14 protein-coding genes and 1 pseudogene are annotated in these 19,190 nt (G+C 49.7%); 5 read left to right on the top strand and 10 right to left on the bottom strand.

Annotated elements, in window-relative coordinates; genetic code table 11:
• The first annotated feature begins 32 nt into the window (after positions 1-32).
• On the top strand, positions 33-2,408 hold the full coding sequence (gene ppsA, locus AC27IB_RS21390) for a phosphoenolpyruvate synthase (RefSeq protein WP_296048335.1): 2,376 nt from the start codon (positions 33-35) through the stop codon (positions 2,406-2,408).
• A gap of 99 nt (positions 2,409-2,507) precedes the next feature.
• A pseudogene (locus AC27IB_RS21385) lies at positions 2,508-3,527 on the top strand (Solitary outer membrane autotransporter beta-barrel domain).
• Positions 3,528-3,542: 15 nt separating this feature from the next.
• On the opposite strand, the gene AC27IB_RS21380 reads toward AC27IB_RS21385, so the two are convergent.
• From AC27IB_RS21380 to AC27IB_RS21370, 3 genes are all read right to left on the bottom strand, one after another.
• Complete coding sequence (locus tag AC27IB_RS21380) at positions 3,543-3,776, bottom strand: PGPGW domain-containing protein (protein ID WP_296048343.1); 234 nt, start codon at positions 3,774-3,776, stop codon at positions 3,543-3,545.
• 105 nt (positions 3,777-3,881) lie between these two features.
• A complete protein-coding gene (locus AC27IB_RS21375) occupies positions 3,882-5,792 on the bottom strand; it encodes a putative bifunctional diguanylate cyclase/phosphodiesterase (RefSeq protein ID WP_487123534.1) in 1,911 nt (636 codons plus the stop codon).
• Between the two features lie 17 nt (positions 5,793-5,809).
• A complete protein-coding gene (locus AC27IB_RS21370) occupies positions 5,810-6,025 on the bottom strand; it encodes a YgaP family membrane protein (protein WP_487123532.1) in 216 nt (71 codons plus the stop codon).
• Between the two features lie 183 nt (positions 6,026-6,208).
• On the opposite strand from AC27IB_RS21370, the gene ydiJ reads away from it, so the two are divergent.
• Together ydiJ and AC27IB_RS21360 are read left to right on the top strand one after the other, a co-directional pair.
• The gene (gene ydiJ, locus AC27IB_RS21365; protein ID WP_487123530.1) at positions 6,209-9,259 is read left to right on the top strand and encodes a D-2-hydroxyglutarate dehydrogenase YdiJ; all 3,051 of its coding nucleotides are present in this window, start codon (positions 6,209-6,211) and stop codon (positions 9,257-9,259) included.
• Positions 9,256-9,660 carry a DUF4826 family protein gene (locus AC27IB_RS21360; RefSeq protein WP_296048354.1) on the top strand — a complete coding sequence of 135 codons (405 nt, stop codon included), beginning with the start codon at positions 9,256-9,258 and terminating at the stop codon, positions 9,658-9,660. Before ydiJ ends, AC27IB_RS21360 begins: the two co-directional genes overlap by 4 nt.
• A gap of 24 nt (positions 9,661-9,684) precedes the next feature.
• Here AC27IB_RS21360 and AC27IB_RS21355 read toward each other — a convergent pair whose 3' ends face one another.
• The 7 genes from AC27IB_RS21355 to AC27IB_RS21325 form a co-directional block, all read right to left on the bottom strand.
• On the bottom strand, positions 9,685-10,143 hold the full coding sequence (locus tag AC27IB_RS21355; protein WP_296048357.1) for a GNAT family N-acetyltransferase: 459 nt from the start codon (positions 10,141-10,143) through the stop codon (positions 9,685-9,687).
• Between the two features lie 83 nt (positions 10,144-10,226).
• Positions 10,227-11,333, bottom strand: coding sequence for a cupin domain-containing protein (locus AC27IB_RS21350; protein WP_487123528.1), 1,107 nt, complete (start codon positions 11,331-11,333; stop codon positions 10,227-10,229).
• Positions 11,334-11,365: 32 nt separating this feature from the next.
• Positions 11,366-12,592, bottom strand: coding sequence for an adenylate/guanylate cyclase domain-containing protein (locus AC27IB_RS21345; protein WP_487123526.1), 1,227 nt, complete (start codon positions 12,590-12,592; stop codon positions 11,366-11,368).
• A 41-nt stretch (positions 12,593-12,633) separates the two neighbouring features.
• Positions 12,634-14,010, bottom strand: a complete 1,377-nt coding sequence (gene purB / locus AC27IB_RS21340; RefSeq protein WP_487123524.1) for an adenylosuccinate lyase — start codon at positions 14,008-14,010, stop codon at positions 12,634-12,636.
• Positions 14,011-14,024: 14 nt separating this feature from the next.
• The gene (gene hflD / locus AC27IB_RS21335) at positions 14,025-14,651 is read right to left on the bottom strand and encodes a high frequency lysogenization protein HflD (protein WP_296048367.1); all 627 of its coding nucleotides are present in this window, start codon (positions 14,649-14,651) and stop codon (positions 14,025-14,027) included.
• A complete protein-coding gene (gene mnmA / locus AC27IB_RS21330; RefSeq protein ID WP_296048370.1) occupies positions 14,651-15,766 on the bottom strand; it encodes a tRNA 2-thiouridine(34) synthase MnmA in 1,116 nt (371 codons plus the stop codon). Before mnmA ends, hflD begins: the two co-directional genes overlap by 1 nt.
• Positions 15,767-15,850: 84 nt before the next feature.
• Positions 15,851-16,480, bottom strand: coding sequence for a pseudouridine synthase (locus tag AC27IB_RS21325; protein ID WP_487123521.1), 630 nt, complete (start codon positions 16,478-16,480; stop codon positions 15,851-15,853).
• Positions 16,481-16,920: 440 nt separating this feature from the next.
• On the opposite strand from AC27IB_RS21325, the gene AC27IB_RS21320 reads away from it, so the two are divergent.
• Positions 16,921-19,146 (top strand): NADP-dependent isocitrate dehydrogenase, encoded by a 2,226-nt coding sequence (locus AC27IB_RS21320; protein ID WP_296048374.1) that lies wholly within the window; start codon positions 16,921-16,923, stop codon positions 19,144-19,146.
• Positions 19,147-19,190: the final 44 nt, after the last annotated feature.

Genomic DNA, 19,190 nt, shown 5'->3' with positions numbered 1-19,190 from the left:
TAAAGAAAAAGTGACAAGCTGGAGGCTGTAAAGTGCAAGAATACGTACTTTGGTATCAAGAGTTAGGCATGCACGATGTTAATCGTGTTGGCGGTAAAAATGCCTCGTTAGGTGAGATGATTTCAAACCTGGCGAACGCGGGTGTAAAAGTACCGGGAGGATTTGCAACAACAGCTTACGCGTTTAATGAATTTTTAGAGCAAAGCGGACTTGAAGCTAAAATTCATGAAGTGCTCGACTCATTAGACGTTGACGATGTTTCAGCGCTGGCCGAAGCCGGCAAGAACATTCGTCAGTGGATTATCGATACCCCTTTCCAGGGCAAACTCGAAGAAGAAATCCGCTCAGCGTTTGTAACACTACAAGGGGATGCCGGTGACGAGGCTTCATTTGCAGTGCGCTCTTCAGCCACTGCAGAAGATATGCCCGATGCCTCCTTTGCAGGTCAGCAGGAAACCTTCCTGAATGTGAAAGGTTATGATGCTGTAATTGTTGCGGTGAAGCACGTATATGCCTCACTGTTTAATGACCGTGCAATTTCTTATCGTGTGCACCAGGGTTACGACCACAAAGGCGTAGCGCTGTCTGCCGGCGTACAGCGAATGGTGCGCAGTGATATCGCCTCATCAGGTGTTATGTTTACTATTGATACCGAATCCGGCTTTGAAGACGTGGTTTTTGTTACCAGTTCTCTCGGCCTCGGTGAAATGGTGGTGCAGGGCGCAGTTAACCCAGACGAATTTTACGTTCACAAGCCTACTTTGGACAGCGGCAAGCCAGCTATCGTGCGCCGTAACCTGGGCAGCAAATTAACCAAAATGATTTACTCTGAAGATCAGAGTCATGGTAATCAGGTCACTATCGTGGATATTGACCCGGCCGACAGCAAAGCCTTCTCGTTAACCGACGACGAAGTTATGGCGCTGGCTAAGCAAGCCCAGATTATCGAAAAACACTATGACCGCCCGATGGATATCGAGTGGGCCAAAGACGGTGTTGACGGCGAGCTGTACATCGTTCAGGCGCGTCCTGAGACAGTACGCAGTCGTGAAGACGCGCAAAGCATTGAGCGTTTCCAACTGAAAGGCTCTGCCGGTATTGTGTGTGAAGGCCGTGCAATTGGTCATAAGATTGGTGCGGGTCAGGCTAAAGTACTGGCATCCATTGATGAAATGGACAAAATCCAGGCCGGTGATGTGCTGGTTACCGATATGACAGACCCGGATTGGGAACCGATTATGAAAAAGGCTTCAGCGATTGTAACCAATCGTGGTGGCCGTACCTGTCACGCCGCAATTATTGCCCGTGAACTGGGCATTCCTGCCGTAGTCGGTTGTGGTAACGCCACCGATTCAATCAGCACCGGTGATTCGATTACGGTTTCCTGTGCTGAAGGCGATACCGGTTTTATCTACAACCAGGAACTGGAGTTTGATGTCACAACCTCGCGGATTGACTCCATGCCGGAATCACCAACCAAAGTGATGATGAACGTGGGTAACCCGGATCGTGCATTCGATTTTGCCCGCTTGCCCCATAAAGGCGTTGGTCTGGCTCGTCTGGAGTTTATTATTAACCGCATGATTGGGGTCCACCCTAAAGCGCTGCTGAACTTCGATACACAGCCTGATGAGCTGAAAGAAGAAATCAGCGATATGATTGCCGGTTACGAGTCGCCGACTGAATTCTATATTCAAAAACTGGTAGAAGGTATTTCAACCATTGGTGCTGCGTTCTCGCCTGAGAAAGTGATTGTTCGGATGTCTGACTTTAAGTCTAACGAATACTTCAATCTGGTGGGTGGTTACCAGTACGAGCCGGACGAAGAAAACCCAATGCTGGGTTTCCGCGGTGCCAGCCGTTATGTATCTGAAGACTTCCGCGATTGCTTTGCACTGGAATGTGAAGCCATTAAGCGGGTACGTAATGTAATGGGCTTAACGAACGTTGAGATCATGATCCCCTTCGTTCGTACCGTAGAAGAAGGTCGTCAGGTTATTGAACTGCTTGGAGAACAAGGCCTCAAACAGGGCGAAAACGGTCTGCGCGTTATCATGATGTGTGAACTGCCTTCCAATGCCTTGCTGGCAGATCAGTTCCTCGACATTTTCGATGGTTTCTCGATTGGCTCAAACGACATGACGCAGCTGGCGTTAGGTCTTGACCGCGACTCCGGCCTGATTGCGCATCTGTTCGACGAGCGTAATGATGCCGTTAAAGCCCTGCTTTCTCTGGCCATTAAGGCCGCTAAGAAACGTGGTAAGTACGTGGGGATTTGCGGCCAGGGCCCGTCTGATCATGAAGACTTTGCCGCATGGCTGGTAGATCAAGGTATTGACTCGGTATCGCTTAACCCGGATACCGTTGTTGAAACTTGGTTATACCTGGCTGAAAACCACGGTAAGTAAGCTTTTAGTTCGGTTTGAAAAGGTCAGCGATTGCTGGCCTTTTTTATTGCCAGATATTCGGTAATATAGAACGAGTGTGATAACACGGAAGTAACGACTATGAACCAAAGTGGGCGATACCTGGTGAAGTGGTTAATTTCAGGCTGGATATTGTGTGCGGGGAGTGCTGCGGTGCAGGCTCAGCAGGCCTCTGGCGCTGACATTCTCAGTGATCTGATTGGCGGGTTTGTTGCCCAGAATACCGCACTGACCGTGGTGGTCGCAGATTCTTCTTTAATATCGCTGGCTTTGATGGATTTTGATCCGAATGAATTTGCCGATTTTGGTGATTTAAATGTTGGCAATGAAGAGTCTTTTGCGCTGAGAAAATCACTACGAACCTATTCGTTACCGTGGTCGTTTGAGCCTCAAAAATTGTCAGAGCACTGGCAGACCAGCTACGGAATAAGGGCTTCTTATGTGGGGTCCAGTCAGGACCTCATTTACGACGAGCCTGATTATATCAATACCTTTGATAAAGAGTCGTTTATCCTCTAGGGCGAAAAAAACTGGCTGTATAACTTTTCTGAAGCCTGGCAATTCACGCTCAGCATGAGTGGTCAGTATCTCTATTACCGTAACCATTTTGACTATCAGGATCCTACCCTGCTATTGCTGCGAGGCTTTTTGGATGGGCAGTTGCTGAATACATCGTATGGGGTCTGGATGGTTGATCCGGCGGTGAATGCGGTTTATCGGGGCACGCTGTTTGGCCAGCGTTTTGACTATAAGATACAGTACCGGCATGCGCTGGGTCACACTATTCATACCGATAGCCAGAGTCAACAAACGTCGGTGGAAACCGGGCGCTTTAGTAACACTCTGACTTTCCATTTCGACACCCCTGAACTTTACGGACGCCAATCTCAGGTAAGAACGTTACTGCGTCGTATCGACCTTACCGGCGACGCTGTAGAGCCTATGGGGACCTCTCATTACTATCAGTTTGGCGTGGGCTGGCTGGTTGATACGAGTAGCCCGGATAGCTGGCTGGCCACTATTGGAATTGGCATATCAGTCAATGCCGGCAGCAATCTGAGTGGCGGCAGCGTTGTTATCTTATTTAATGAGGAAATGTAGTAGCACAGCAGGTGGTTAGCGCACTCGTGACTTGCGCAGGCGTCTGTTTAATAACAGTCGATCCAGTTTACGTGCCGAGCTGGTCATTTGATTCTGGAAAAAACGCAGCCAGTTTCGGGCTCTCGGCCAGTCATAACTCAGCAGCATGAGCCCGCCGATGACCAGCAAAATTGAACCGGGCAGTAAAGTAAGGACAATTCCACTGAGAAACAGTAAGCCACCCAGGCTTAATCGGAGGGTCTTTTTCATTGTTAAGAACAAATGGCTGCTAATAATATACTGTTATTCTAGCCAGTCCTGGCCAGGATACAAAATCATAAATGTAATAAAATATAACACCGCTTGAGCGGCGGTTCAGGTTACGCTGAATTGAGGTTTTTGCTGTTTTAATAAAGCGTGAAATTCCTGCGCTGGCATAGGGCGCGCAAATAAAAATCCCTGCGCAGCTCGGCATCCCATATCGTAGAGCATTCGCGCCTGCTCCTGGGTTTCTACGCCTTCTGCAACCATGTCACAACCGAAAGACTGAGAGAGTGTGATGGCCGCAGCAATAATAGCCCGATGGCCTTTATTGGTAGTCAGATCGCAAATAAAGGTCCGGTCAATTTTTAACACGTTAACCCGTAACTCAGATAAATACGCCAGCGAACTCATGCCGGTTCCAAAATCATCAATCGCCAGACTAACGCCCAGTTCACGAAGCTGAGCCAGCGCTGATTGAATATAGTCAATATTAATACAGGTTTCGTTTTCAGTGAGTTCCATTTCGATAAACTGCGGCGGTAACCGATGGCGCTTGAGCGTTTCGCCAATAAAATCCGCCAGGCCTGGGTCCAGCAGGTTGTAGGGCGAAAGATTAATGGCAATCGGAACGAGGAGTCCTTCGGTGTGCCATTGGCTTGCCTGAACAGCTGCGGTAGCAATAATATACCGGCCAAACTCCTGTACTTTACCCGAGTGTTCTATAAGGTCGATGAATTCTGCCGGGCCAAGTAAACCCAGGCGCGGATGCTGCCAACGACAGAGGGCTTCCGCTCCGATGACTTCGCCACTGGCTAAATCGACCTTGGGTTGGTAGTACAAAATTATTTGCTGCTGTTCCAGGGCATCGCTGAGCTCAGCGCGCAGTTGCAGAATGTCTTTATAGTCTGCAATTTTCTTGTCGTCGTAAACCTGCCAGCCGCTGCGCATTGCCTTGGCTTTGTGCATGGCGGTATCCGCACAAACGATTAACCCGGCCGTATTCTCAGCCTGACTCGGGTAGTGAGAGATACCGATACTGGCGCCGCTATTCACGGTCAGGCCGTTTATTAAAATAGGCGAATTACAGGAATTGACGATCTCTAAAGACAGTGTTTTAGCTTTTTCAATGGTGTAGCCGGGGGCCCAGATAAAAAACTCATCGCCGCCGGTACGGATGAGTTCCGCCGGGGCATTGATTAATTCGCTCACGCGCCGGGCTACTTCTTTCAGTAAGGTGTCACCTGCGGCGTAACCAAAGGAGTCGTTAACCTCTTTAAACCGATCCAGGTCAATAATCAACAAACAGCCTTCATCAACCGGGGTGTCGGTATCTTCGGTTGCCGGGCCCAGCGAGTTTTCCAGTAGTTCAATAAGGTACAAGCGGTTGGGCAGGCCGGTGAGTGAGTCATGTGTGGCAATATAAGCCAGTGATTCATTGACTTGTTCTGCCCGTTTAGCAATAAGCGAGGCCAGCGTCAGAGCCAGCCAGACGGCTATCCAAAAGACAATGATAGAGGTAACCAGTAACCGCTTGGCAACAAAGCTAAGGGTAATGTCTAACGCCGGGGTTTGCTGCACAAAGGTGATCACATAGTGACCGGTTTGATGCCGCTGCCAGAGATAGGTCTTGCCGTTCAGCTCGATGGGGTCAGCATTGTCCTCGGTCCCGGGGATTAGCTGCAGCAAGGAGCTTCGCTCGGTAGGGGTTAATAACAGGTTCTTTTGCCACTGTTGTTGGGCCGTTGTGACGGTGATGAATGCAGGGGTATTCACCGCTGAGAGCAAAACTTCATTTAACAGGGTGTCTACTTCTGATGCGTCATTTACCTGGCTGAGTTCGTTACTGAACAAGCTGGTGATATGGGCCATGGCTTTGAGTTCAGAGCGCACTGTAATATCGGCTGTCAGCCGGTAAGATACCGTCACATAGATGGCGGAAACCAGCAGAGCCACACACAGACAAGCCCAGATTAATCGGGGCTTAACCGTTTTGTCCTGTTTTATTTTGGCAATTTGCTGCATAGGTATTGCGGTAATTGTCAGTGTTTACGCGTATTAATGCCTGCCAGATGATAGACCGGACACCAGCCGGAAACTAACGAAATGAGATTAAGCAAACCAAAGATCCCCAGTAAGACCTCAATAAAGACATCACCAATCAGATCGCCGTTGAACAGTGCAAAGGCGGTTACACAAATCCCTATTACACCGCGAAGGGAGCGATCTAAAAGATTAAGGTTCGAAGTAAGTGCCATTGAAAGAAATCCTGCTTTAATTTTCTTTATTATAGCCTGACCTTATAGCTGGTGATATTTATTTGCAAGCGGATACGTAATCCCTGCAAAGTAATTTTTGATAAAAAAATCGCCCGCTAACAGTGGAGACCTACTCCCAGCCTAGGTATACTTGGCCGCCTATTCACCAGTGAGAGCGTAGCTTTGAATTTACCTGTTGTACCAGTTGAATCGACCGTTTCTGATGATTACAGAACCTACCTTCAGCGCCTTGAGAAGTCTTCTTTTTCAGGCGATATCGAGTATAGCTACGGTAGCCGTCTGGCTGTGGCAACGGATAACTCGGTGTATCAGAAGTTACCGCAAGCGGTAGTTCATCCCAAAGGGATCAACGATTTACAGATTATTGGTGAACTGGCTAACCAGCTTCCGCAGGTAAAATTCAGCGCCCGCGGTGGTGGTACCGGTACGAACGGGCAAAGCCTGACCGACGGGATTGTGGTGGACATGTCCCGGCATATGAATAAGGTACTGGAAATTAACCCGGAGGAAGGCTGGGTACGCGTTCAGTCCGGGGTGGTAAAAGACGCCCTTAACGATGCCTTACGGCCTTATGGCTTCTTCTTTTCGCCCGATCTGTCCACCAGTAACCGGGCCACTCTGGGCGGAATGATCAGTACTGACGCGTCGGGCCAGGGCTCACTGGTGTACGGTAAAACCAGTGATCACGTCTTAGCGTTAACCTCGGTACTGGCCAACGGTGAAATACTGCAAACCCAGCCACTTTCAGTTGCTGAAGCTGAGGAACAAGCCTCACGGAGCGATACCTATGGGCGAATTCTGCGCCAGGTGCTCAATACCTGCCGAGGTAAGAGGCAGGATGTTCTGGCCAAATTCCCGCGTATGAACCGGTTTTTAACCGGCTACGATTTAGAACATGCCTTTGATGAAGAAAAACAGTTAATTGATGTTAGCCGTCTGATTACCGGCTCTGAAGGCTCACTGGTTTTTGTTGCTGAAGCGAAATTATCACTCACCAAAATTCCCAGGCATACGGCGCTGGTGAATATTAAATATGACTCCTTCGAGTCGGCTTTGCGCCATGCGCCGCGAATGATTGCCGCACAGGCGACGTCGGTGGAAACCGTCGACAGTAAAGTACTGAATCTGGCCCGCACCGATATTATCTGGCATTCCATCGCTAATCTCATTGAAGATGTACCGGGCAAGGAAATGCTGGGTCTGAATATGGTGGAGTATAACAGTAACGATCCGGACGAAATTAAACAGCGAATAGCCCGCTTAGAAGAAGAGCTGAGCGCTTCGGCGCAAAAAGGCGAATATGGCGTTATTGGTTATCAGTTAACGTTTGACCGTGCCGACATTAATAAAATATACGCTATGCGTAAAAAGTCAGTGGGATTACTGGGCAACACCAAGGGCAGCCAAAAGCCTATCGCCTTTGCCGAGGATACTGGCGTACCACCCGAAAATCTGGCTGATTTTATTATGGAATTCCGTGCGTTACTCGACGGTCATGGCCTGCAATATGGCATGTTTGGTCATGTGGATGCCGGTGTCCTGCATGTGCGCCCGGCGCTTGACCTGTGCGATCCAGAGCAGGAAATACTGATGCACCAGATCTCTGATGAAGTGGTGGCACTGGTGGCTAAACACGGCGGTCTGATGTGGGGTGAACACGGCAAAGGTTTTCGCAGCGAATATGGTCCGGCGTTTTTCGGTGAGTCACTGTTTGCTGAACTGCGCAGAATAAAAGGCGCTTTTGATCCGGCCAATAAAATGAACCCGGGTAAGATCTGTACGCCCATCGACAGTGACGATGAGTTGGTGAAGGTGAGCGATCCTAAGCGGGCAACGCTCGACAGAACTATCCCGGTGGCATTTAAAGAGTCCTTTAAGCCTGCCATGGACTGCAATGGCAACGGATTGTGTTTTAACTATGACACCACATCACCCATGTGTCCCTCGAGTAAAATTACCCGCGACCGTCGCCACAGTCCGAAAGGCCGGGCCGGGTTAATTCGCGAATGGTTGCGCCTGCTGGCAAACCAGGGCGTCGATCATCAGGCGTTGATGGAAGGACAATATAAAAGCAGTTGGCTGACTCGCTGGAAGAACTCCCGCTCTAACGCGGAAGATTTTTCCCATGAAGTGCTGGAAGCTATGAATGGCTGCCTGGCGTGTAAATCCTGTAGCAGTCAGTGTCCTGTAAAAGTGGATGTGCCGGAGTTCCGATCAAAGTTTTTAAACGTGTACTATCAGCGCTACCTGCGCCCGCTTAAGCATCATCTGGTGGCCAATGTGGAAACTCTCACGCCGCTGATGGCAAAACTGCCTAAGGTGAGCAATGCCCTGATGAATAACGGCGCGGCAAAATCACTATTAGAAAAGGTTGCCGGCTATGTGGATGCACCGGCGTTATCTGTGCCCACATTAAATGAACAGGCAGAGCAGGTGATGCAAACCTTTGACCTGGCTGAACTTGAGCGGATTGATGCCTCTGAGCGCGAAAATTATGTGTTGATTGTACAGGATCCGTTTACCAGTTATTACGACGCACAGGTAGTTAGTGATTTTGGCCGGCTGGTCAAAGCACTCGGTAAAACACCGGTACTACTGCCGTTTAAGCCGAATGGTAAAACCCTGCATGTAACCGGCTTTCTGGAAAAGTTTGCCCGCACGGCAACGGATACCGCGGCCTTTTTGAACCAGGTGGCAGCGCTTAACATGCCTATGGTGGGCGTGGATACACCGCTGGTGTTGTGTTATCGCGATGAATACCAGTCACTGGGCGCGGCGCGCGGCGACTTTGTTGTGCATACCGTACACGAGTGGCTGGCAACATTGCCTGCTGCGCAGTGGCAGCAGGAAGATGCTGCGGAGGAACAAACGGTGATGGCGCTGTTTGCTCATTGCACCGAAAAAACCAGGCTGCCGAAAACGGAGCAAACCTGGCAGGATATTTTTGCCAGAGTGGGACTAAAAACTGACATTGTGAAAGTAGGCTGTTGCGGTATGGCGGGCAACTACGGCCATGAGGCCGTCAACAAAGCTAACTCGCTGGGTATCTATGAAATGAGCTGGCAGCAGGCGGTGGCGCGTTATAAACCGGAACACATTATGGCCAGCGGCTATTCCTGTCGAAGTCAGGTTAGCCGCATCGATAAGATTAAACCAAAACACCCGCTGCAAGTTCTATTGCAGTGTCTAACTAAAAGAACGAAAAATTTATGACAGAACAACTAACAGAAGAGCAAATCCAGACCTGGGCAAGGGAAGCCTTTCAGCAGGCCAATCAGTTTCTCGCTCAGGAGGGCGTTTTATTTGATACGGTGGTCACCGAGGAATGTCGTTATCTGGCGCCATTGGTCGCGGTGTGGAAAATTAAAGCCATGGACAACAAAATGTACTGGGTATTAACCGGTGATGTCCCTACCGATTTCACACTGGCCGATAATGCCAAAGATGCACGCGGCGCGCTGAGATACTTTTCTATGCGCTGGCAGATCAAGGCTGAAAACCTGCTGCAAAATAATCAACAACAGGATCCCAGTCAAACGTCTTACGCTCAGTTGCTGGCTGACCGGGCAGAGAAAATCTATCTGTTGCAGGAAAATGAGGGCCTGTGGGGCTAGCCTGTTAAACCGGGTGGTGGGGCGTTAGTGAATATGCCGCACATCGGGGAAATCAAAGTTTTGCCGGTTACACACCATCTTTTGCATGGGAATACCGGCTTCCATAAACGCCTTGCCAACCGGCTCAAAGCCCTTGGCACGGTGATATTCAACGCTGGTAAGCTCAGACTGTAACTGAATTTGTTTAAGGTTTTGCGATTCGGCTTGTTTAAGCAGGGCGGCAAACAGTAGCTTGTAGACGGCCAGGGTACGGTGTCCGGGTAAAACGGCAATTCGCCCCAGTTCTCCGCTGGGAGTGAGGCGGCCGGTAGCGATTGGGGTATTTTGGTCGCAAAATAACAAAACGTGAGCGGCCTGGCTGTCCAGCTCGTCGAATTCGGTGGTTTCTGGCAATTGCCATTCCAGAACATATACCGCTTTTCTCAGAGTTTTCAGTTGCTCACAGGCTTCCTGCCAGAGAACCTGCTGTACTTTATACGCCATACTTACCCCCATTCTGCCCTACCAGCAAACGTGCCGGCATTCTACTCCGGTGGATCGTCTGAACCTGTATTGCCGTTTTTAGGTCAGAATTCCCAGTACCCCATATTAACCAGTGTAGTGAATGTGCAAAAAATATCCAGTTCATCCGGGGCCGCTGCCATATCACTGCGGTCAATGTCAGGTTGAGCAACCAGTTTGCACATAATCGGGTAATTTTGTGCAGAGAAATTAACCACTTCACCGTTAATAAATAAGCAGTCAGGGAAGGTTTCGTTTAACAGTGGCCGGCAGCCGGGTAACTTAACCAGTCTGCCGTCGTTGGCCAGACAGTCTTGTAATAACTGGCTGTCTGCCGGTTCGCCGGTATCCGGCTCTATGCCTTGTTCACTCAACATAGTCAGCAGGCTTTTACTGAAGCTATTAGCGTCGATAGCTCTGTGGAGTAAGGATTTAAGCGCCTGTAGCTGGCGGTCGGGCACTTCTGCGGGGGAGTCAGAATGTGTAAGGGCCGGGTCTGTATAACGCTCAGGGGCAGCAGACAGCGTTTGTAAATGTTCCGCCAGATAGTTGCCAAGCTGCGGCTGGTCCGGTGCGCGAAAGCCTATGGAATAGGTCAGGCTGTCGGCCAGTGTAACGCCATCATGGGGCCAACCCGGCGGAATGTAGAGGATATCTCCGGGCTGAAGTTCACAGTCAATCAGAGGCGTAAAGGTTTCTACCTGACAAAGCCCTTTAGCCGGTTGCGTAGTGGTCAGGCCTTCAGGAGCGCCAACCCGCCAGCGCCGGCTGCCTTTACCCTGGAGTAAAAAGACGTCGTACTGATCAACGTGTGGGCCGACTCCGGCACCGGGCACGGCAAAACTGATCATCAGATCGTCTACCCGCCAGTTAGGAATAAAATTAAACCAATCCATGAGCTCACTGGCTTCATCCAGGTATCTGTCGACGCCCTGTACCAGTAAGGTCCACTGGCCCTGACATGCTGCGAAGTCCTCAAACGGCCCTTGCTGTATTGACCAGCCTTGTTCCTGCTTACTGATAACCCGGCTATCCAGTTCAGGCTCCATGGCCAGGCCGGCCAGTTCGTGCTCATCTATAAAATCGACAAAATCGGGCAGAGCGTTGCGAAGTACACAGGGCTTTTTCTGCCAGTAATCACGTAAAAAAACCGGAATATCTAAATTAAGCACAGTCATCATCTTAGTCAGAGTTTGCGCTATTATCACCGGGTTGGCAGATGATTAAAACCCAATCCTGGCGATTGTTCGGTGACTTTAAGCTGATAGTAAAAACGGGTGTCGGGATGTTTGGCACTGGCCAGGGGTTTTTGGGTCGCAACCAGATGGTCAGGAAGGTGTGTCATGGTAATCGGGCAGGCAGAAACATAATCGCTGTCGGCCTGCTGTTCCAGACAAGCTGCCAGATTGACGGTTTCGCCCCAAATATCAAAATAGGGCCGTTGATTACCGATGATGCCTGCTGTGAGCGGACCGCTGGCAATGCCGATACGCACCGTACAATTGAGCTTGTGGCTACTACTGTAGCGATTAATGATGGCGTGCAGGGCACAGGCAAACCGATACATGTCTTCACAGCATTGGTAGTTTAATTCACTGCTTAACCTGCTCACCGCCATATACTGGTCGCCGTTGGTCTTAATTTTTTCAATTGGAAACTGCTCACTCATTTTGTCGATATTCGAGTAAAGGTTTTTCAGGGCGCTTAAAGTAAGGCGGTCGCCATACTGGCGGTTAAGCGCGGTATAGCCACTGAGGTCGGCAAATAATACGCAGGCGAACTGATAGCGCCTGGTTTTACCAGGTTGCCAGAACCGGGTTGGTTGTTCTGGATCTTTTGGCAAAAGCTGACTCAGAGTTGATACTGACACCTGATGAGCGCCGCGTAAGCCGTGCCAGCGGCTAAGCGTTTGGTGGCGGAGAACCCGGTAAATTCCCAGACTCAGTGCACCGAGGGTAAGATCATTGGTCAAGCGTAATAAGCCGAACTCAAGCTGGGGCTGATAATGCACTACGCTAAACAAGGCGAATAAAAACAAAGCGCCGGTCAGGACTGTGGTTTGGGCCAGTTGTTCAGAGCGGGTAAACACAAAACCGGTAATGACTACGGCCAGTAAGTAGTAATAATGCGTATTGGATAAACCGGGCCACAACAATAATACCCAGGTGAGATAACTGTAATAGAGGGTAAACAGAGCAACTTTTAAACTGTTCAGGCTCATCAACCGTTGGGCAACGCCCAGGGCAACGAGTGCCAGAAAATGACTCAGCCAGTTGGCACTTTGCCATGAACCGGGACGGGCAAAGTAATACAGTGCCGGCAGTTGCAGCAACAAGGCTATGGCGAACAACAGCAGGGTTAAATTGAGCGTCAGCCTGACTTGTTCAGCGGTTCGCTGTGAGGCGGGAAGGGTGGTTGAAAGCGGTAGCATGGCAACTCCTTACTGTAGGAGTTGCCAAGCGTAGCAAACGCTTATTCGCCCAGTAACTGATCTACCAGACGGATTGCGTCACCGATGTAGGCTTGTGGAGACAGCTGTTTCAACTGCTCTTTAGCACTTTGCGGGAGTTCGAGGTTATCAATAAACTCAGCAATCACCTCAGCATTTACTTTTTTGCCTCGGGTTAATTCCTTGAGTTTCTCGTAAGGCTTTTCAATACCATAGCGGCGCATTACGGTTTGAATAGGTTCAGCCAGTAATTCCCAGTTATTGTTCAGTTCGTTGAGCAGGCTTTGCTCGTTCACTTTCAGTTTACTGATGCCCTTAAGCGTTGCCTGATAAGCGATAACCGCATAGCCTACGCCAACACCCAGGTTACGCAGTACGGTAGAGTCGGTCAGGTCACGCTGCCAGCGAGATAACGGCAGTTTAGCGGCCAGATGATCGAAGATGGCGTTAGCAATGCCAAGGTTACCTTCCGAGTTTTCAAAGTCGATAGGGTTTACTTTATGCGGCATGGTTGACGAGCCAATCTCACCGGCTACGGTTTTTTGCTTAAAGTGACCCAGAGCAATATAACCCCAGACATCACGGTCGAAATCAATCAGGATAGTATTGAAACGCGCGATGGCATCAAACAGTTCGGCAATATAATCGTGCGGCTCAATTTGCGTGGTAAAAGCATTCCAGGTAATGCCCAGGCTGGTCACGAAGTCTTCAGAAATAGTGTGCCAGTCAAGTTCAGGGTATGCAGACAAGTGGGCATTGTAGTTACCTACCGCGCCATTGATTTTACCGAGCAGGCTAACGGCGGCAATTTGATCGCGCTGACGTTGTAAACGAACCGCCACATTCGCCATTTCCTTGCCCATGGTAGTTGGGGAGGCTGGCTGGCCATGGGTACGTGCCATCATGGGAATACTACGATATTCGCGGGCTAAGTCTTTTAACGCGCCAATTAGCTGATCGCAGTAAGGCAAAATGACCGTGTCGCGGGCTTCGGTGCACATTAAGGCGTGTGACAGGTTGTTAATGTCTTCCGAGGTGCAGGCAAAGTGAATAAATTCGCTGATAGCGTTCAGTTCGCTATTGTCAGCCACTTTTTCTTTCAGGAAGTACTCAACCGCTTTCACATCGTGGTTGGTAGTGCGTTCGATTTCTTTGATACGACGGGCATCATCAACCGAAAACTCTGCCACAATACTGTCGAGCAGTTTATGCGACTGAGGAGAAAAGTCTGGTACTTCGGTGATACCGTCCAGTTCAGACAGTTTTTGTAACCATCTTACTTCAACTTCAACCCGGTATTTAAGCAGGCCATACTCGCTAAAAATCGACCGTAACTCGCCTGTTTTAGAGGCATACCGACCATCGACCGGAGAAATTGCCGTTAATTGGGATAGTTCCACCTTTTGCTCCTCAATTAGTTCATTAATCTCAGTGCCTGCTGGGCACTGCGCAGAATTGCTTTACGTTTAAATAAGATCTGGCGGCGCTGACCGCCGAGTTGCCGCCATAATACCGCTGCCCGGACACCGGCCAGCAATATCGCGCGGACCCGGTGCTGATTAAGCGGCTGGCTCAGGCAACTGGGATTGCCGGCAATCTGAATTTTAGGCGCCAGCGGACTGATGACGTCAGAATAGATACTTGCCAGTGACGATAATATCTGCGGGCTTTCAAAATCCATATGCGCCAGCTGGCGTTGCACATGGGAGATTCGCTCGCCGAGCTCGTTCATGGCTTTACTATTACGGGCCAGCTTGCGTTCCAGCCCCAGTATGCTGGCAATGTACCGAGTCATTTCAGTGTCTTTTTTCGAGTTATGATCGCCTAACTGGGCAACAATGACCTGAAAACCGGTTTTTAAATTCTCTAACTGCCCAAAGACTTGTTGAGTGGTATCTGAATCGGTCACCAGAATACTCGACAGGCTGGCTTCTACCGCTTGTTTATCGGCTTCGCCGGTGCGAGCAATAGACTGCACCAGGCGGGCTGCCTGACAAACACCAGCCAGGCCCAGTTGCTTTTCAATGGCTGTATCCAACATTAGCGTAGATAACTCTCAATAATGCCGCCACCGAGGCAGACTTCATCCTGATAAAACACCGCTGATTGTCCAGGGGTGACGGCTTTTTGCGGCTCATCAAAGGTGACTTTCACCTGATCGCCATCCACAGGCGTAACCAGGCAGGGAATGTCCTGCTGGCGATAACGGGTTTTCACCGCCGCTCTGAACGGTTCGGTTGGTGCGGTACGGTTAACCCAGTGTAATTGCTTGGCAATCAGACCATCCGAGTACAGGCGAGGGTGATTAGCCCCCTGACCGACGATCAGTACATTGCGTTCGACGTCTTTATCGACCACATACCAGGGGTCGTCACCGTATTCGGCCAGTCCACCAATGTGTAACCCTTTACGCTGACCCAGAGTGTGGTACATCAGCCCTTCATGCTGGCCAATCTCTACCCCTTCGGCGGTTTCAATAATCCCCGGTTGGGCCGGCAGGTACTGACTTAAGAAATCTTTAAACTTACGTTCACCGATGAAGCAAATACCCGTGCTGTCTTTTTTGTCGGCGGTAATCAACCCTTGTTGCTCGGCGATTTCCCGCACCCGCGGCTTTTCGATATCACCCACCGGAAACAGGGTTTTAGCTACATGCTCTTCACCGAGGGTATACAGAAAGTAACTTTGGTCTTTGTTGTTATCCAGGCCGCGCAGCATTTGCCAGTGGCCGTTTGTTTCGCGTCGGCGCACGTAATGGCCGGTGGCAATGTAATCGGCGCCCAGATCCTCAGCGGCATACTCAAGGAACGCTTTAAACTTAATTTCCTTGTTACACATGATATCCGGGTTGGGCGTGCGGCCGGCTTTGTATTCGGCCAGAAAGTACTCAAACACGTTGTCCCAGTACTCGGCAGCAAAATTGATGGTATGCAGGTAAATACCCAGTTTATCGGCAACGGCCTGAGCATCGGCGAGATCTTCGGCCGCCGCGCAGTATTCATCGTTGTCGTCTTCTTCCCAGTTCTTCATAAACAGGCCTTCAACTTCGTAGCCTTGTTGCTGAAGCAAATAAGCAGAAACAGAAGAATCCACACCACCGGACATACCGACGATGACTTTTTGTTTATTGGGGGCCGAATCGGCGAGCTGAGACATTAGTTAACCGTGCACTCACATGTTATTTACGGGGCGCGGAGTTTACCAGAAATTGCAACTTTTGGCACCTCTAAAAGGGCCTTTTTAAGGCGCTCGACGTGATTTTTGCGGTTGTTTGGGCCTGGTCCGACGGGCAGGGCGTTTATTTACCTTGCTGGCGGGTCTCACCGGGGGGCCTGGCAGGCTGACATATTCGCCATTGGCGATGCCATCGAGCGTCCAGTTGCCTACCCGGTAGCGGATCAGTCGCAGGGTAGGGTTGCCCACGTGAGCCGTCATTCGCCGGACCTGTCGGTTGCGCCCTTCGCTAATGGTAATCGACAGCCAGGTTGTGGGGATACTGGCGCGCTCGCGAATTGGCGGGTTGCGGGGCCACACTGCAGGTTCAGAAATGCGCTGTACTTTGGCTGGCAGGGTCATACCATCTTTTAATTCGACGCCCTTACTCAAGGCGTTGATGGCTTCATCGGTTACTTCGCCCTCAACCTGTACCCAATAGGTTTTACTGGTTTTGGCTTTCGGATGGGCAAGCTTATTTTGCAGGCTGCCGTTATCGGTAAGGACCAGCAGGCCTTCAGAGTCGCGATCGAGTCTTCCCGCTGCGTAGACATCGGGAACCTGTATATAATCTTTCAGGGTTTCGCGGCCCTCGGCGTCGGTAAACTGAGAGAGCACCATATAGGGTTTGTTGAACAGGATTACGGTTGAAGTCATGAATAAAGCTGGCCGGTATCATTTAAGTAAACAGTTTATCAAAGTTGTTGTTTAAGCACACCGCCAACCTGGCGGTGATGGAAATTTGTACGCTTTGATGAATAATTACCCATGAAAACTAATTTATTAACCGTTTTTTCGTAATTAAGACAAAGGTATGACTTGTAACTGGTTCGCTTGACCCTATACTAAAGACCTTATGATTCATGTGCATTACATGGCCAGCGTCAACCTGTAAAATTAGTGAATTAAATACTCAGTAAAGTGGATACTGAGTATTTGCGTGCGTGAATCGATACTCCCTTCAGGTTGACACATGTAGGTACGCAGGAAAATCACGAGATCCGGTCTCTTGTCAGAACGTTATGATCTGAAATAAGCGGCTGGAATTTGTTGAATGGAAAAAACGCAGCCAGCTACTGCAACTATTGAGGTACATAATGACCAACCGTAAGTCTACAATTATTTATACCAAAACCGATGAAGCGCCAATGTTGGCCACGTATTCGTTTTTACCTATTATTCGTCGCTTTGCCAGCGAAGCTGATATCGAAGTTGAAGTGAGTGATATCTCTTTAGCTGCACGTGTACTGGCCCACTTCCCTGATTACCTGACCGACGACCAGAAGGTTGTAGATGCCCTGAACGAGCTGGGCGAACTGACTCAGGATCCAGAAGTTAATATCATCAAGCTGCCCAATATCAGTGCTTCTATCCCGCAGCTGCGTGCTGCAATCAAAGAACTGAACGCGCTGGGTTTCAACGTACCGCAGTTCCCTGAAGATCCGAAAAGTGACGAAGATAAAGACGTTCGTGAACGTTACGGTAAAGTACTGGGTTCTGCAGTAAACCCGGTATTGCGTGAAGGTAACTCAGACCGTCGTGCGCCTACAGCGGTTAAGAATTACGCCAAAAAGCACCCGCACAGCATGGGCGAGTGGAGTCAGGCATCGCAAACTCACGTAGCGCACATGCGCGGCGGTGATTTCTATTCAGGTGAAAAATCGGTAACCGTGGCTAAAGAAGGCCATGTAAGCATCGAATTTACCGGTAAAGATGGCAGCAAGAAAACCCTGAAGCCAAAAGTTGACTTACTGGCTGGTGAAGTCATCGACGGTATGTACATGAGCAAGAAAGCCTTGTGTCAGTTCTTCGAAGAGCAAATCGAAGACGCCAAAAACACCGGCATTCTGTTTTCACTGCACGTAAAAGCGACCATGATGAAGGTGTCTCACCCCATCGTATTCGGTCACTGTGTAAAAGTCTTTTATAAAGAACTGTTTGAAAAATACGGCGACCTGTTCGACGAGTTAGGCGTTAACCCTAATAACGGTCTGGGCAGTGTTTACGACAAAATTGCCAGTCTGCCAGAATCTCAGCGTTCTGAAATCCAACGCGATATCAACAAGTGTTATGCCGACCGCCCACCGCTGGCAATGGTAAACTCTGACAAAGGTATCTCTAACCTGCACGTACCAAGTGACGTAATCGTTGACGCGTCTATGCCTGCGATGATCCGTTCTTCTGGTCAGATGTGGGGCCCGGATGGAAAACTGCACGATACTAAAGCGGTAATCCCGGAAAGTACTTACGCCACCATTTATCAGGAAGTGATTAACTTCTGTAAAACGCATGGTGCTTTTGACCCAACAACTATGGGTACTGTTCCGAACGTAGGTCTGATGGCTCAGAAAGCTGAAGAATACGGTTCACACGACAAGACTTTCGAGATGGATGCTGACGGTAAAGTTGAAGTTATCGACCAGGACGGCAACGTACTTATCGAGCATGAAGTTGAAGAAGGCGATATCTGGCGTATGTGTCAGGCTAAAGACGCGCCAATCCAGGACTGGGTTAAACTGGCCGTTACTCGTGCCCGTCAATCTGGTATGCCAGCCGTATTCTGGCTGGACGATGAGCGTGCTCACGATGCACAGCTGATCAAGAAAGTTGAGAATTACCTGAAAGATCACGACACTGATGGTCTGGAAATTTCTATCATGTCACCAGTTCGCGCTATCCGTTTCTCTATGGAGCGTGCTATCCGTGGTCTGGATACCATCTCGGTAACCGGTAACGTATTACGTGATTACCTGACTGACCTGTTCCCAATTCTGGAACTGGGCACCAGTGCGAAAATGTTGTCAATCGTGCCGCTGATGGCCGGTGGTGGTTTGTACGAAACTGGTGCAGGTGGTTCAGCACCTAAGCACATTCAGCAGTTTGTTGAAGAAGGTCACTTGCGTTGGGATTCACTGGGTGAGTTCCTGGCACTGGCAGTATCGCTGGAAGACGTTGCTATCAAACACGATAACAGCAAAGCCAAGCTGATTGCCACCGCGCTGGACAAAGCCACAGAAGCATTGCTTAACAACGGTAAATCGCCACTGCGTAAAGTAGGCGAACTGGATAACCGTGGCAGCCACGTCTTCCTGGCCATGTACTGGGCAGAAGAGCTGGCGAAGCAAACTGAAGATGCCGAACTGGCAGCTAAGTTTGGTCCTGTTTACGACAAGCTGGCCGCCAACATTGATACCATTATCAGTGAAATTGTTGATACAGAAGGTAAGCCACAGGATATCGGTGGTTACTACCTGCCTGATGAAGCTAAAACAACTGCTGCGATGCGTCCAAGTGCCACATTTAACGAAATTCTTGGCGCTTAATCAAAGCATTCGCTTTTGATTGATATAAAAAACCGGCTTTGGCC

This window comes from Alteromonas sp. 4NH20-0104 (assembly GCF_057547795.1).
This window is presented reverse-complemented; position numbering and strand designations above follow the sequence as displayed.